This window comes from Caballeronia udeis (genome assembly GCF_044909315.1).
Classification (GTDB): domain Bacteria; phylum Pseudomonadota; class Gammaproteobacteria; order Burkholderiales; family Burkholderiaceae; genus Caballeronia; species Caballeronia udeis_A.
On the sequence record NZ_JBIYEB010000037.1, the window covers coordinates 55,416 to 68,531 of the forward strand.

General features: G+C 62.2%; 13 protein-coding genes and 1 pseudogene. 8 read left to right on the plus strand and 6 right to left on the minus strand.

What is annotated here, in order from left to right:
- The first annotated feature begins 16 nt into the window (after window positions 1–16).
- Both ABH944_RS38580 and ABH944_RS38585 read left to right on the plus strand, forming a co-directional pair.
- Window positions 17–760, plus strand: coding sequence for a DUF3106 domain-containing protein (locus ABH944_RS38580; protein ID WP_404613480.1), 744 nt, complete (start codon window positions 17–19; stop codon window positions 758–760).
- A 7-nt stretch (window positions 761–767) separates the two neighbouring features.
- Complete coding sequence (locus ABH944_RS38585; protein WP_404613482.1) at window positions 768–1,292, plus strand: RDD family protein; 525 nt, start codon at window positions 768–770, stop codon at window positions 1,290–1,292.
- 121 nt (window positions 1,293–1,413) lie between these two features.
- On the opposite strand, the gene ABH944_RS38590 is transcribed toward ABH944_RS38585, so the two are convergent.
- Window positions 1,414–2,121 carry a class I SAM-dependent methyltransferase gene (locus ABH944_RS38590; protein ID WP_404613483.1) on the minus strand — a complete coding sequence of 236 codons (708 nt, stop codon included), beginning with the start codon at window positions 2,119–2,121 and terminating at the stop codon, window positions 1,414–1,416.
- Window positions 2,122–2,804: 683 nt separating this feature from the next.
- Here ABH944_RS38590 and ABH944_RS38595 point away from each other — a divergent pair.
- From ABH944_RS38595 to ABH944_RS38620, 6 genes and pseudogenes are all read left to right on the plus strand, one after another.
- A pseudogene (locus tag ABH944_RS38595) lies at window positions 2,805–3,596 on the plus strand (UDP-2,3-diacylglucosamine diphosphatase); the annotation flags it as partial.
- A gap of 38 nt (window positions 3,597–3,634) precedes the next feature.
- The gene (locus ABH944_RS38600) at window positions 3,635–4,666 is read left to right on the plus strand and encodes a glycosyltransferase family 4 protein (RefSeq protein ID WP_404613485.1); all 1,032 of its coding nucleotides are present in this window, start codon (window positions 3,635–3,637) and stop codon (window positions 4,664–4,666) included.
- Window positions 4,667–5,005: 339 nt separating this feature from the next.
- Entirely contained in the window at window positions 5,006–5,503 is a 498-nt protein-coding gene (locus ABH944_RS38605; RefSeq protein WP_075583369.1) for a diacylglycerol kinase, read from the plus strand.
- A gap of 210 nt (window positions 5,504–5,713) precedes the next feature.
- A complete protein-coding gene (locus ABH944_RS38610; RefSeq protein ID WP_404613487.1) occupies window positions 5,714–6,430 on the plus strand; it encodes a TetR/AcrR family transcriptional regulator in 717 nt (238 codons plus the stop codon).
- On the plus strand, window positions 6,430–7,014 hold the full coding sequence (locus ABH944_RS38615) for an LOG family protein (protein WP_404613489.1): 585 nt from the start codon (window positions 6,430–6,432) through the stop codon (window positions 7,012–7,014). The genes ABH944_RS38610 and ABH944_RS38615 overlap by 1 nt, the downstream gene beginning before the upstream one ends.
- A gap of 15 nt (window positions 7,015–7,029) precedes the next feature.
- Entirely contained in the window at window positions 7,030–7,776 is a 747-nt protein-coding gene (locus ABH944_RS38620; RefSeq protein ID WP_404613491.1) for an SDR family oxidoreductase, read from the plus strand.
- A gap of 4 nt (window positions 7,777–7,780) precedes the next feature.
- On the opposite strand, the gene ABH944_RS38625 is transcribed toward ABH944_RS38620, so the two are convergent.
- The 5 genes from ABH944_RS38625 to ABH944_RS38645 form a co-directional block, all read right to left on the minus strand.
- Window positions 7,781–8,371 carry a DUF924 family protein gene (locus ABH944_RS38625; protein WP_404613493.1) on the minus strand — a complete coding sequence of 197 codons (591 nt, stop codon included), beginning with the start codon at window positions 8,369–8,371 and terminating at the stop codon, window positions 7,781–7,783.
- Window positions 8,371–9,102, minus strand: a complete 732-nt coding sequence (locus ABH944_RS38630; RefSeq protein WP_404613495.1) for an alanyl-tRNA editing protein — start codon at window positions 9,100–9,102, stop codon at window positions 8,371–8,373. Before ABH944_RS38630 ends, ABH944_RS38625 begins: the two co-directional genes overlap by 1 nt.
- Window positions 9,103–9,170: 68 nt before the next feature.
- Window positions 9,171–9,581, minus strand: coding sequence for a group II truncated hemoglobin (locus tag ABH944_RS38635; protein WP_404613497.1), 411 nt, complete (start codon window positions 9,579–9,581; stop codon window positions 9,171–9,173).
- A gap of 118 nt (window positions 9,582–9,699) precedes the next feature.
- Window positions 9,700–12,204 carry an ABC transporter permease gene (locus ABH944_RS38640; protein WP_404613537.1) on the minus strand — a complete coding sequence of 835 codons (2,505 nt, stop codon included), beginning with the start codon at window positions 12,202–12,204 and terminating at the stop codon, window positions 9,700–9,702.
- 122 nt (window positions 12,205–12,326) lie between these two features.
- Window positions 12,327–12,968, minus strand: coding sequence for a DUF4126 domain-containing protein (locus ABH944_RS38645; RefSeq protein WP_062084574.1), 642 nt, complete (start codon window positions 12,966–12,968; stop codon window positions 12,327–12,329).
- Window positions 12,969–13,116: the final 148 nt, after the last annotated feature.

Genomic DNA, 13,116 nt, shown 5'->3' on the forward strand with positions numbered 1-13,116 from the left:
CTGCAGGAGTCATCGGGTGAGTTACAAGCGCGGCCTCGCGATTGTCTTTGGATGCGCAATTGCGGGACTTGTCGCGTTTGCCGCCACCTATCCGCGTTTTTACTCGTCCGCTTCGGCGGTACCCGCTGCCGCCGCCCCACTCGGGGCGAGCGCGGGAGAAGTCCTGTCTCCGCTTTCTTCGCTCGCCTCTCCGCCAAGCCCCATGGCCTGGGCGCGACTCACCGACGTTCAACGGGTCGCGCTGGCGCCGTTTGCCTCGGAATGGGATCAATTCAGCGAGGAACGTAAGCGAAATTGGATCAAGATCGCGTCGCGATACAAGAAGATGTCGCCCGATGCGCAAAAACGCCTTCATGAACGCATGACCGAATGGATCCATATGACCCCGGATCAGCGTAAGGTCGCCCGCGAAAACTATCAGGTCTCAAAGTCCGTCCCCGTTGAGAAGCGGGAACGCGCCTGGGACGCGTATCAAAAGCTCCCGGAAGATCAGAAGAAAAAGCTCGCCGCCACCGAACGCCCCCGCCGCCCGACCGTTGTCAGCGCGCCGCCTTCCGGCAAAACGGAAGTCAAGGATATCGACCGGCTGATGACCGACCGGGAACATGCCCGCGCTTCCGAGGCGGTGGGTGAAATCGGGGCGTCGGGTTCCGCCGGAGCGCCTGCCGCGCCGGCTATTCCCAGTGCCGCCAGCTTTGTGCCGGCCACGCCAATTCCCGTTTCGCCGCAACAGGCGCCATCCGTTTTCAACGGGTCATAGCCAAACCGTGAGCGCCTCCTCTTTGGAATCTGTCGAGTCTTCCGGATTGACCGCGCCCCGGCTACGGCGCCGGCTGGCTACGATGCTCTACGAAGGCGTGATCCTGTTCGGGATCGTTTTTATCGCCGGGTATTTGTTCAGTACGCTCACCCAGCAACGCAACGGGCTCACCCACCATAATATTTTGATGGCGTGGATCGGGTTCGTGCTCGCGGCTTATTTCGTCTACTTCTGGACCCATGGCGGGCAAACCCTGCCCATGAAAACCTGGCGGCTGAAAGTAGTCGATGCGCACGGAGCGCCGGTTTCGACTGCGCGCGCCATCGCGCGCTATGTGTTTGCGTGGTTGTGGTTCTTGCCGCCGCTGGCATTGCACCCGCTGCTCAAGCTTTCCGTTCCGACCACGCTTGTGGTGACCACCGTATGGATCGTGCTCTGGGCCGCTGCGGTCTGGCTCGACCCGGCGCGACAGTTTCTGCATGACCGGCTGGCCGGAACGCGCATCGTGAGTGTGGTACCACCGGCGGCTTAGGCCGGCGTTCTCCGGCTTACGTCAGGTCAACGCCGCCGCTCATGGCAGCGGCGCAGGAATACCTCAGGCATCCGAATCGTCATGCAGGTCCGCCGGACCATTCGCCATGACCTCCCGGGGCTTAAAGCAGCCACTCCGGATCTTCCTTCAGCGCCATATGCAGGTTGTCATTGAAGTGATGAATCCGATAACCCAATCCCGCAAACATGGTCTGCAATGAGCGTCGCGTGTAAAGCGTGATATGACCGTTGCGAGGCGCGATGTACCAGTTGTCCATTCCCCGTGGCGATACATGATCGATCGTCAACGTGGAGAACAGCAACACCCCACGCCCGTTCAGCAGTCCAAGCGCTTCCTGAACCGTCGCCAGCGGTTCGGGCGTGTGCTCCAGAACCTCGAACGCGCTGATGAAATCGAATGTGCCGGACGGCGATACGCCCTCTTCATCCATCGGGTCCCAACTATGTCCGTCCACCCCGCCCTCGCGCAATAACGACGTAAGCGTGCCATTGCCGCCGCCATAGTCGAGACATCTCAACCGGTGACCTTTCTTGATGAAATCGAGAATGAAAGCGGCATTGCCCGCAGGCCGTGAATCAATGTAGTCCGGGTCGACCAGCACGTAGTCATCGTTATAAATGTGTTGCAGATACTCGGCTTTGCTCCAGTGGTCGAACGCGCGGGTGAAGATGAGGCCGCAGGCATCGCACCGGTTGTAATAGACCGGCACGCCGGTGAGCGGCAGATAGCGTCCACGACGCTCTTCGCAACTCTTGTTGAAGTCGGTGACGCCGTAGAGAGGCGCAGGTTCGTTGCATATTTTGCACATCGACATTCGAATGACAGGCCCTACTGTTCCACTATCTGTTTGCATAGGATTCCAACGTAAATACGGAGTATAGGCGATGCCAACACGACAAACGGCCCGTACGCGTTCACCAGACAACGTGCCTTTTCCGCGATGAAACACATCCGGGTAACAGCGATCCATGCATGACCGATCTACCTCGGAGATGACCGCGGGTCGCCTCGGTCGTGGCTTCGCTGTGTGCATGTGCCTTTGTCCACGCCAACCTCGACATGCAAGACGCAACACGTCGGATCGCGCACAAGATAGCGGCTTGTCAGCCTCGCGTGATCTCATGGCACGCGAGTGTCGGAGAGACTCATTGCATCGGCTTTGGATGCGTTCCGAAAAGCGCATCAAAGGTGCCGCCATACCCCCCGGTTTTTCTCGTTCTTCGCAGCCGCTGTACCCGTATCGCAACACTTAGTAATAAGAAGTTTTCGTGACTGTCATGGCTCCGTCACGTGCGCATGGCGCAATGGCCGCACTGCAACCCGTTGCGCGTGCCCATGGCCACTAAATCGTCTGCGAGTCACCTCCTAGGCACTACCCTCCGCGATGCCGAAGCCATCGCGTTCCGCACCGACGTCGCGCCACCCCCTCCTCCTGGATCCACCGGCGCCAGCCACGCTCCCCAGACGATTTCCGAGCCGCCCTCCCGTTCCGACGACGGCCCCGCCGATCATCGCTACCGCACCATCTGGCTGTCCGATATCCATCTCGGCTCCGGCGGCTGCCAGGCGCGCTATCTCCTCGATTTTCTCCGCCACAACGATTCCGAGTACCTGTACCTGGTTGGCGACATCATCGACGGATGGCAGCTTCGCAAAGGCTGGTTCTGGCCGCAAGCGCACAACGACGTGATCCAGAAAGTGCTGCGCAAAGCCCGCAAAGGCACGCAGGTGGTCTACATTCCCGGCAATCACGACGAAGCCGCGCGTCAGTTCTGCGACCTCGCTTTCGGCGACATCCACGTGCGCAGCGAGGCCTTCCACACCACGCTCGCAGGCAAGCGCCTGTGGATCGTGCACGGCGATCTTTTCGACGGTGTCATCCAGCATGCGAAGTGGCTCGCTTATCTCGGCGACACGCTCTACACGCTGATCCTGCTGCTCAACCGCTGGTTCAACCGGGTGCGCAGCCGCTTCGGCCTGAACTACTGGTCGCTCTCGCAGTACCTCAAGCATCAGGTCAAGAACGCGGTGAACTTCATCTCGAAGTTCGAACACGTGATGACCGACGAAGCGCGCCGCCGCGGCTGCGACGGCGTTGTCTGCGGCCACATCCACAAAGCTGAAATCCGCGATATCGACGGTGTTCTGTACTGCAACGACGGCGACTGGGTCGAGAGCCTGTCAGCGCTTGTCGAGACGTTCGAAGGCGAGCTGAAGATCATTTACTGGACCGTCCTGCGCTCCCCCGAACACCATTCGCAAAAGGCCGGAGCAACTGCCTGATCAACCGTCTGCGCGCTTTCACTTATCGAGGCCATCGAATGAAAATCATGATCGTTACCGACGCATGGGAGCCGCAAGTCAATGGCGTCGTGCGCACGTTGAAAAGCACCAGCCGCGAACTGACTGCGCTGGGACATCGCGTGGAATTGCTGACGCCGCTTGAATTCAGGACCATCGCGTGCCCGACTTATCCCGAGATTCGCCTGTCGCTGCTGCCGCGCCGCCGCGTCGCCCAGCGCATAGAGGAATTCGCGCCGGACGCACTGCACATTGCGACGGAAGGTCCGCTCGGCATGGCGGCGCGCTCGTTCGCGGTGCGCAATAAACTGCCATTTACGACCGCGTATCACACACGCTTTCCTGAATACGTTCAGGCGCGGTTTCACATTCCGCTAGCCGCGACCTACAAGTTCCTGCACTGGTTCCACAAGCCCTCGCAAGCGGTGATGGCGCCCACGCCCGTGGTCAAGAACGACCTGGAAAAGTTCGGTTTTACGAACGTGGTGCTGTGGACACGCGGCGTGGATCTGGATATCTTTCAACCGATGGACTCGAAGGTCCTGAACACGACGCGGCCCATTTTTCTGTATGTCGGGCGTGTTGCGGTCGAGAAGAACGTCGAGGCTTTCCTGAAGCTCGATCTGCCGGGATCGAAGTGGGTGGCAGGTGAAGGTCCAGCGTTGGCCGAACTGAAATCGCGCTATCCGAACGCGAATTATCTTGGCGTGCTGTCGCAGGCGGAGCTGGCGAAAGTCTACGCGGCGGCTGACGTATTCGTGTTCCCGAGCCGCACGGACACTTTCGGTCTCGTGCTTCTCGAAGCAATGGCATGCGGCACGCCGGTGGCAGCGTACCCGGTGACGGGTCCGATCGATGTGCTCGGTACAGATGGCCCGGGTGCGCTCGACGAAGACCTGCGCGAAGCGTGTTTGCGGGCACTCAAGATTGAACGCGCCGATGCCCGTGCGTGGGCGGAGAAATTCTCGTGGCGGGCGGCATCGGAGCAATTCGCGTCGAATCTCAAGCCGCTTGCGACTCGCGGTGCGACGCAGAAGCAAGCAACGGCGTAATCTGGCTTTAATCTGGCTTTAGCCGGGACAGCGGCATGATTGAATGCCGCGTGGCTCCCGGCGCAATGTGGCGGGTGTCGGAGCGCGCTGTACGGTTCGAGACCCGCCGGCCACCGAAAGCAACAAGGCGATGTGTCCGCCCGCAGCTGCAACAAGCCGCCGGCGGACTCGTCCCTGGTACTTCTGCACAGCGGTCGCTCGAGAAGTCATCCGCGAGTCATCCCCGCCCCGCGGAGCGGCTTTGAGCGTGACTCGAAGCGTGCGTCAGCACAACCACAGCAAGTTTCAAAGAAGCGCAATGTGAAAGCCAAACCTTCAGTGCAAGCGAAATCCCTGCTCTTGATCCACCGGGAACCCTTCAGCAACGAAGACGACGACATCGAGGCCACGCCGCATCCCAGCGAACCCTTGAGCGCCGACGATCCGCTCGCTCCGTTGCCGTTCAATCCCTACAAGGGCAACCGCGGTCTGACCCGTGCCTGGCACGCGATGAAAAATTCGCTGAACGGCTTTCGCGTGGCGATCCGCGAAGAAAGCGCGTTCCGCCAGGAGCTGACGCTCGCGGCAATCCTGGTGCCGTGCGGCATCTTCGTGCCGGTCTCGCCGGTTGAACGCGCGGCGCTGCTGGCATCGGTACTGCTGGTGCTAATGGTGGAATTGCTGAACTCGAGCGTGGAAGCGGCCATTGACCGGATTTCGCTGGAGCGGCACGAACTCTCCAAACGAGCCAAGGATTTCGGCAGCGCGGCGGTCATGGTCGCCCTGCTGGTGTGCGTGCTCACATGGGGCCTGATTGTCGGCCCGCTGCTGTGGCGCTGGGCCCTGATGCTGTTTTAAACGCGCCTGAACGTGCCTGAGCGAGATTTAACGCACCGCGGCGCCCCGCCGACACCCCTCGCGCAGACTCGGCCCCTACTCAGCCGTTTATAATCGTCCGATATCCAAGATACCCACCGTTTTCCGGGATCGTGACACTGTCGCCCAGATTGTCACGCAGGCCGCACCCGGCCGCCCTCACCCGGAACCGGTCAACCAGGTCCGGACGACATGGAAGCAAAACCTCCCCGCCGCACCCGTGAACGGATTCTCGAACTATCGCTGAAGCTGTTCAACGATATCGGGGAACCGAACGTCACGACGACGACCATTGCCGAAGAGATGGAGATCAGTCCAGGTAACCTGTACTACCATTTCCGCAACAAAGACGACATCATCAACAGCATCTTCGCGCAGTTCGAACAGCAGATCGAAAAGCGGCTGCGCTTTCCCGAAGACCATCGTCCGACGATTGACGAGATGTGGTCGTACCTGCAGTACATGGCGGATTTCCTGTGGCAATACCGCTTTCTGTATCGTGACCTGAACGATCTGCTTGCCCGCAACCGCACGCTGGAAACGCATTTCAAACAGATCATCACGCACAAGGTCAACTTCGCGCAGCAGCTGTGCGAGGCACTCGTAGCCGATCAGGAAATGGTCGCGACACCCGCGGAAATCCAGGTGATCGCGACCAACATGGGGGTGATCGCAACGTACTGGCTGTCGTACCAGTTCGTCATGAACCCGCGCAAATACAACGAGCAGGCAACGATCCGCGCGGAATTGCATCAAGCGAGCCTGCATATCATCTCGGTGATGGCGCCGTATCTACGCGGGCGATCACGGCAGATTTTCGACGACCTCGTGTCGGGGAAAATGCCGGAACGCGTCTTTGCCGATTACCGCGCGCCGAAGGAAGACGGCGCACCTAAGGAACCTACTTAATGAAAGCTGTCTGCGTATATTGCGGCTCCGCCAATGGGGCCAGACCGGTCTATGCCGAAGCGGCAAAAGCGTTCGGCCGCGCCTTGGTGGAAGCGGATCTCGCGCTGGTCTACGGCGGCGGGAGCGTGGGGTTGATGGGCACCATCGCCGACGAAGTGCTCTCGCTTGGTGGCCGCGCCATCGGCGTGATCCCCGAATTGCTGATGACCAAGGAAGTCGGCCATAAAGGTCTGACGGATCTGTACGTCGTGCCCGACATGCATCAGCGCAAGAAGAAAATGGCCGATCTCTCCGATGCGTTTGTATCGATGCCCGGCGGTGTCGGTACGTTCGAAGAGCTGTTCGAGGCCTACACGTGGGCGCAACTCCGGTATCACGAGAAGCCGGTCGCGCTGCTGAACGTGGACGGGTATTACGATCCGCTGCTCGCGATGCTGCGCCATACGGTGGAAGAAGGTTTCATGCGCGCGCCGTTCCTCGACATGCTGCAAGTCAACGCCGATCCCGTGAAGCTGATCGAGGCGCTCACCGCGTATAAACCGCCGCTGGTCGACCGCTGGCCAGAGAAACGCGACGCTGTTTAAACGGGGAATCTCGCGATGTCGAAAGTAGTGTTGATCACGGGCGGCAGCCGCGGAATCGGCCGTGCCGCCGCCTTGCTGTGCGCGGCTCGTGGCTGGTCGATCGGCGTGAATTACGCGACCAACCGCGGCGCCGCCGATGAAACCGTTGCCCGTGTGGAGGCCGCCGGTGGGCGCGCAATCGCGATCCAGGGCGATGTCTGCGAAGAAGCCGACGTGATTGCCCTGTTCGATGCAACCGTGCGTGCGTTCGGCCCTATCGATGGCTTCGTGAACAACGCGGGCATTGTCGCGCCCGGTTCCGCACTCGCCGACATGGACGTCGCGCGCATGAAACGCGTCTTCGATACCAACGTGCTTGGCGCGTATCTCGGCGCGCGTGAAGCGGCGCGACGCATGTCGACGAAACGCGGGGGACGGGGCGGGTCGATCGTCAATGTGTCGTCGGCGGCAGCGCGGCTCGGGTCACCGAACGAATACGTGGATTACGCGGGGTCGAAAGGCGCCGTCGATACCCTGACGATCGGACTCGCAAAAGAACTCGGCCCTGAAGGCGTGCGCGTGAATGCTGTCCGCCCGGGCCTGATCGATACCGAGATTCACGCGAGCGGCGGCAAGCCCGATCGCGCGGCACAGCTGGGTGCGCTCGCGCCGCTGGGGCGTCCCGGAACGGCGGAAGAAGTCGCGGAATCGATTGTGTGGTTGTTGTCGGATGCGTCGGCGTATGTGACCGGCGCATTGCTCGACGTGGCGGGCGGACGGTAGGACGTCAGAAGCCGCCCTTCTGCTTGAGCCACGTGCGTTCTTCGGCTGTTGTCTCGCGGCCGAGGATCACGTTGCGATGCGGAAAGCGGCCAAACCGCTCGATCACTTCAGCATGACGCAGGGCATAGTTCAGCCGGTCTTCGATGTCCTTGTCGCCGGTTTCATCGAAGAGCGCCTGGTGCAGACGCACGGATTCATGCTGGCTTGCCAGCGTCTCGTCGTGCTCGAACGGCATGTACACGAACACGCGATGACGAAGCGTCGGCAATGTGAGTTCTTCGCGTGTATCGACCAGCATACGAGCCAGCTTTAACGCTTCGGCGTCACCGGCGAAGGCACGCGGCGTGTTGCGAAAACAGTTGCGGGTGAACTGGTCGAGCAACACGATCAACGCCAGCGCGCTGAGCGGCGTGGCGGACCACCCGGCAAACCGGCCTTCCAATGCATCGTCGAGCACAGTGCCGAAGCGCTCGTGAAGCATGGCGTCGAAGCTTGAGTCCTTCTTGAACCAGACCTTGCGCGGGTGGTCGAACTCCTCTGAATCCGGCGCGCCGAACCATGCATCGAGCACCGCTTGAGCGCGTGCGTCGAGCATCACGCAAACTCGATCACAAGACGCCGCGTGCGCGCGCTTTTCTTCTCCACCTTCGCTATGCGCAGCTCGCCGATCTCGCTCGTATTGCGCACATGCGTACCGCCGCACGGCTGCAAGTCGATACCCTCGATAAGAAGCAAGCGCACACGCCCCATGCCGACCGGCGGCTTCACGCTCATTGTGCGCACAAGCTCGGGACGCTCTTCCATTTCCTGATCGGTGATCCATTGGGTCGCCACCGGGTGCGCGCCGCCAATCAGCTCACGCAAGCGTGCTTCCAGTTCCTCGCGCTCGATTGGTTCGACGGTCGCGAAGTCCATGCGGGCGTAAGCGCTGGTGATACTGCAGCCATCGACGGGATAGGGCAATGCCGCACACAGCAGATGCGTTGCCGTGTGCAATCGCATGTGCCGGTAGCGCCGTTCCCAATCGATCTCGGCTGTCACCCGATCGCCCACGTTCAGCTTTGCCAGCAGCGCTTCCTGATCCGGCGCGGGCACGTGGACGGCGTCGTCGGGTGTCGCACCTTCGAACCGGGCCTTGCGGGTATCGGCTATTTCAATACGCGTGCCGTCCGCCAGCGTCAGCGATCCGGCGTCGCCGGCCTGACCGCCGCCCAACGGATAAAACACTGTTTGATCGAGATGGATACCGAGCTCGTCAATAGCCGTGATCGACGCCTCGCAACGCGTCAAATAGGCGTCTTCGCGAAATAGCGCGCGTGTGCTCATGGTGAGTCTCCTGGTCTGTCGCCGGCTGAAAATGAACCCGTATTATGCGGGCGGCCCGCCAAGCCTCCTTAGCCCGGGCGATTGCGCATCCAGTCGGCGGTATCGAAGAAGGACGTGAGGAGGCGCTCGCGCAAGGGGGCGTCGAGGCCGATGTCTTCCATGGCCCACGCCATGCAACGCAGCCATTGATCCCGTTCCGGCGATGCAATCGCGAAGTTCATGTGACGAGCCCGCAAACGCGGATGCCCAAAGCGGCTGATGTAATGATCCGGGCCGCCCATCCAGCCGCACAGGAACCAGAAGAATTTATCGCGGGAATTCTCGAGCGTGGGGGGATGCAATGCGCGTAAGGCCGTGAATTCCGGCTCGAGATCCATCAGGTCGTAAAACCGGTCGACGAGTGCACGCACGCGCTCCTCGCCACCAACGAGTTCAAACGCCGTAGGTTGCGGCGCTTGTTCAATATTTGCTTCGGTCATGCGTTTTCTTCAGGGTTGTCGGGACAGGCAGCAATGAATGCTGCGGCAAGCTGCGAAGTTCGTCTTGAGTGTAGCCGGGAGCGCCCGGCCATGCTTTATCCCGTCTTATGCCACTCGATCAGGCATCCCGCAACGATTGCAGCGCTGGCCGCGAGAGCACGCGGCGCAGGCTCATCCAGCCGCCCACGCCCGAACACACGACACCCGCCACGATGCCCGCAGGCACGAGCCACGGGTTGAAATCGATGTGAAATTCGAACACGCGCGACGCCAGCACCCAGCCGATTCCCTGCGCGCCAAGCGCCGCCATCAGCCCGCTCAATGCGCCCACCGCCACGAATTCCGCGGTCTGGACCGCGCGCACCTGCTTGTGCGACGCCCCGAGCGCGCGAAGCAACGCGGACTCGTGTACACGCTCGTCGCGCGTACCGGCCAGCGCCGCGTACAACACGAGCACACCCGCCGCGAGCGTGAAGACAAAGAGGAACTGCACCGCGCCGATTACCTGCTCCAGCACGCGCTGGATCTGCGCGAGAATCGGCGCGATATCAATGGCGGTCACACTCGGATATTTGTTGATCAAGCCGTCGATCAAATTCTGCTGCCCCAGCGGTAAATGGAAACTCGTAATGAACGTGGCGGGTAAATCACTGATGGACGGCGGTGGCATCAGCACAAAGAAGTTGACCTTGAACGAATTCCAGTCGACCTTGCGCAGGCTTGTAACGGGTCCTTCCACCTGCATGCCGGCTACGTCGAAACGCATCGTATCGCCAAGCTTCACGTGGATGGTCTTCGCGAGCCCCTCTTCTATCGATACCTGCGGCTTCGCGTCCGTGCCGTACCAGTCGCCGCCGACCACGCGGTTATCGCTGGGCAGTTCGGTGGTGTACGAGAGATTGAACTCGCGGTCGACCAGGCGCTTTGCGTCGGCCTTCTTATAGTTGTCGGGGCTGACCGGCTTGCCGTTCACGGCGATCAGGCGACCGCGCACCATGGGCGATAACGCCGCGTCGGCCTGGCCATGCTGCTTGAGGTAATCGGTTACGCCGGCGCGCTGGTCGGGCTGGATATCGATGAGAAACTGGTTCGGCGCATCCGGCGGCGTGGATTGCCGCCAGCCCGCGATCAGGTCGCTACGTGTCATCGCGATAAGAAGCAGGCACATGAGGCCGATGCCGAGCGCCGTGATCTGCAGCGCGCTCGCGCCGCTGCGCCGTTCAAGCGACGCCAGTGCGTACCGCCAGCCCACGCCCGCGCCCACGCGTTCGCTGCGAACAAACCGCGCGGCGGCCCAGAGCGCCACACGCGCAATGCCGCCAAACACCACCAGGCCGCCCGCGAATCCGCCCGCCACAATCCCGCCTAGTTTCCACTCGCCCGCCGCGAGCACAAGCAGACCGGCGAACAGCAGCACGCCCACGCCGTAAGCGATCCACGCTACCCGGCCGGCATCGCCAAGCTCCCGGCGAATCACGTGAACCGGCGGCACGCGCGTAAGCGGCAACAACGGTGGCACGGCAAAACCCAGCAGCAACACCAGTCCGGTCGCAATGCCCTGCAACGCCGGCCAGGCGCTGGGCGGCGGCAATTCGACATCGACGAGTGTTCCCAGCCAGTCCAGCAGCACCAGGTGTCCGCCGAAGCCGAGCACGACCCCCACCGCACTGCCAAGCAGCCCAACCAGCAAGAACTCACCGATAAACAAAGACCGCAACGTCCCCTGGCTTACGCCGAGGCAGCGCATCGCGGCACAGCCGTCCAGATGCCGGCGCGCGAAGCGGTGCGAGGCCATGGCGATTGCAACCGCCGCGAGCAGCGCGGTCAGCAGCGAGACGAGCGTGAGGAAATGACTGGCGCGGTCGATGGTCTGACGCACTTGCGGCTGGCCGTCCTGCAGCGATTCCAGAGCGACGCCGCGCAGCTTGCCGTCGTCCACCTTCGCGCGGGCGAAGGTGGCGAACTGCTTGACCTGAGCATCCGGTCCGGCCACCAGCAGCCGATAGGTCACGCGGCTGCCGAACGTGACGAGGCCGGTGGACGCGAGTTCGTCCTCACGCATCATCAGGCGCGGCGAAAAGCTGACGAACGAAAAACCGCGGTCGAGTTCGCGAGTAATGACCGCCGCCACCTTGAACGCGCGCGTACCGACGCGGACGGTGCCGCCGACGGGCACTTTCAGCGCATCGAGTAACGCGGGGTCGACCCAAACGGTGCCGGGCGCGGGAATGGAGGTGGCGGGCGTGCCCGGTTGATCGACGGCCGTCGAGATGCGCACCGCACCGCGCAGCGGATACCCGGGGGAAACGGCTTTCAACGCCGCGAGGCGTGCAACAGGCGGGGTGGATGCGTTGCCCGAAACACCCGCACTGATCATGCTGGGGAAGATTGCGGTGGTGGCCGTCTCGAGTTTGAGTTGCGACGCTTCTGCGGCGAACGCGGGATCGACCGGATGGTCGGCGCGCACGACAAAATCCGCGGCGATCATCTGGCGCGCATCACGCTCCAGCCCCTGGCGCATGCGGTCCCCGAGAAACCCTACGCTCGCGAGAGCCGCAACCGCCAGTACGAGCGCAAGAATGAGCATGGTCAATTCGCCTGCCCGCCAGTCCCGCGCCGTCATTCGCAGCGACTGGCGCGCAATCTGCACAAAACCCAGTCCTTGCTGCTTCGACTCCTGCCTGGAATCCTGCTTCGAAACCTGCTCCGAAGTCTGCTTCTGCTCGCCGCCCACGCCACTAGTACTCAATCGTGCTTGCTCCCGAAGCGGCCGACACCCGGATTCACGCGTGCGCTGACGCTGGGCACCATGTGCTTGGCCATGCGCCCAAAGCCGCCGCGCACGCCTCTCACGAGCCGTGGCAGCAGCCAGCCGGCACACAACAGGAACGCGATGATCAGGACGAGGCACAGCAGCGGCACGAACAACGCGAGCGTGATGCCCAGCAACGCGCCGAAATCCTCGGTCGCCGATGCCACCCAGTTCGACACCGGTTCCGGCGATAAATTGATGAGCGCACGCGTACCGGCTTTCGCCAGATGCGCGGCGCCCGCGAGCGTACCGCCGGCGAGCGCGGCCACGGTCAGCAGCGCCGGATCGGCGTGGCCGAACGCACCCACGGCCAGCACCGCGCCGGCCGGAATGCGAATGAAGGTGTGGATGGCATCCCAGAGGGAGTCGAAGGCGGGGATTTTATCGGCGAAAAACTCGACCACGGCGAGCGCCGCCGCCACGCCGATCACCCACGGCGAACCCAGCACCGCCAGGGTGTCGGGTAGATGCACCAGACCCAAACGCTCGAACAGCCCCGCGACGAACACCGTCAGGTACAGTCGTAGCCCGCTGGCCCACGAAAGACCCGCTGCCAGCGAAAGTGCTTCAAGCATGACCGTCTCCTTGCGCGCTGCTCGCCCCGCGCCCGAGCGCCGGGCAAATTCCGGCACATCTGGCTGCGAATGCCTGACCCGCCGCTCAAGCTGCCCGGCGACGGGCTGGGGATAAATGGATGCGGCCCGGTATTCGATTGGCCCGGCC

What these genes read in the sequence shown, in the direction of transcription:
- ABH944_RS38590 (WP_404613483.1), bottom strand. Translation starts at nt 2,121, where the DNA reads ATGTGCAAAATATGCAACGAACCTGCGCCTCTCTACGGCGTCACCGAC.
- ABH944_RS38600 (WP_404613485.1), top strand. Translation starts at nt 3,635, where the DNA reads ATGAAAATCATGATCGTTACCGACGCATGGGAGCCGCAAGTCAATGGC.
- ABH944_RS38610 (WP_404613487.1), top strand. Translation starts at nt 5,714, where the DNA reads ATGGAAGCAAAACCTCCCCGCCGCACCCGTGAACGGATTCTCGAACTA.
- ABH944_RS38615 (WP_404613489.1), top strand. Translation starts at nt 6,430, where the DNA reads ATGAAAGCTGTCTGCGTATATTGCGGCTCCGCCAATGGGGCCAGACCG.
- ABH944_RS38620 (WP_404613491.1), top strand. Translation starts at nt 7,030, where the DNA reads ATGTCGAAAGTAGTGTTGATCACGGGCGGCAGCCGCGGAATCGGCCGT.
- ABH944_RS38625 (WP_404613493.1), bottom strand. Translation starts at nt 8,371, where the DNA reads ATGCTCGACGCACGCGCTCAAGCGGTGCTCGATGCATGGTTCGGCGCG.
- ABH944_RS38630 (WP_404613495.1), bottom strand. Translation starts at nt 9,102, where the DNA reads ATGAGCACACGCGCGCTATTTCGCGAAGACGCCTATTTGACGCGTTGC.
- ABH944_RS38635 (WP_404613497.1), bottom strand. Translation starts at nt 9,581, where the DNA reads ATGACCGAAGCAAATATTGAACAAGCGCCGCAACCTACGGCGTTTGAA.
- ABH944_RS38640 (WP_404613537.1), bottom strand. Translation starts at nt 12,204, where the DNA reads ATGACGGCGCGGGACTGGCGGGCAGGCGAATTGACCATGCTCATTCTT.
- ABH944_RS38645 (WP_062084574.1), bottom strand. Translation starts at nt 12,968, where the DNA reads ATGCTTGAAGCACTTTCGCTGGCAGCGGGTCTTTCGTGGGCCAGCGGG.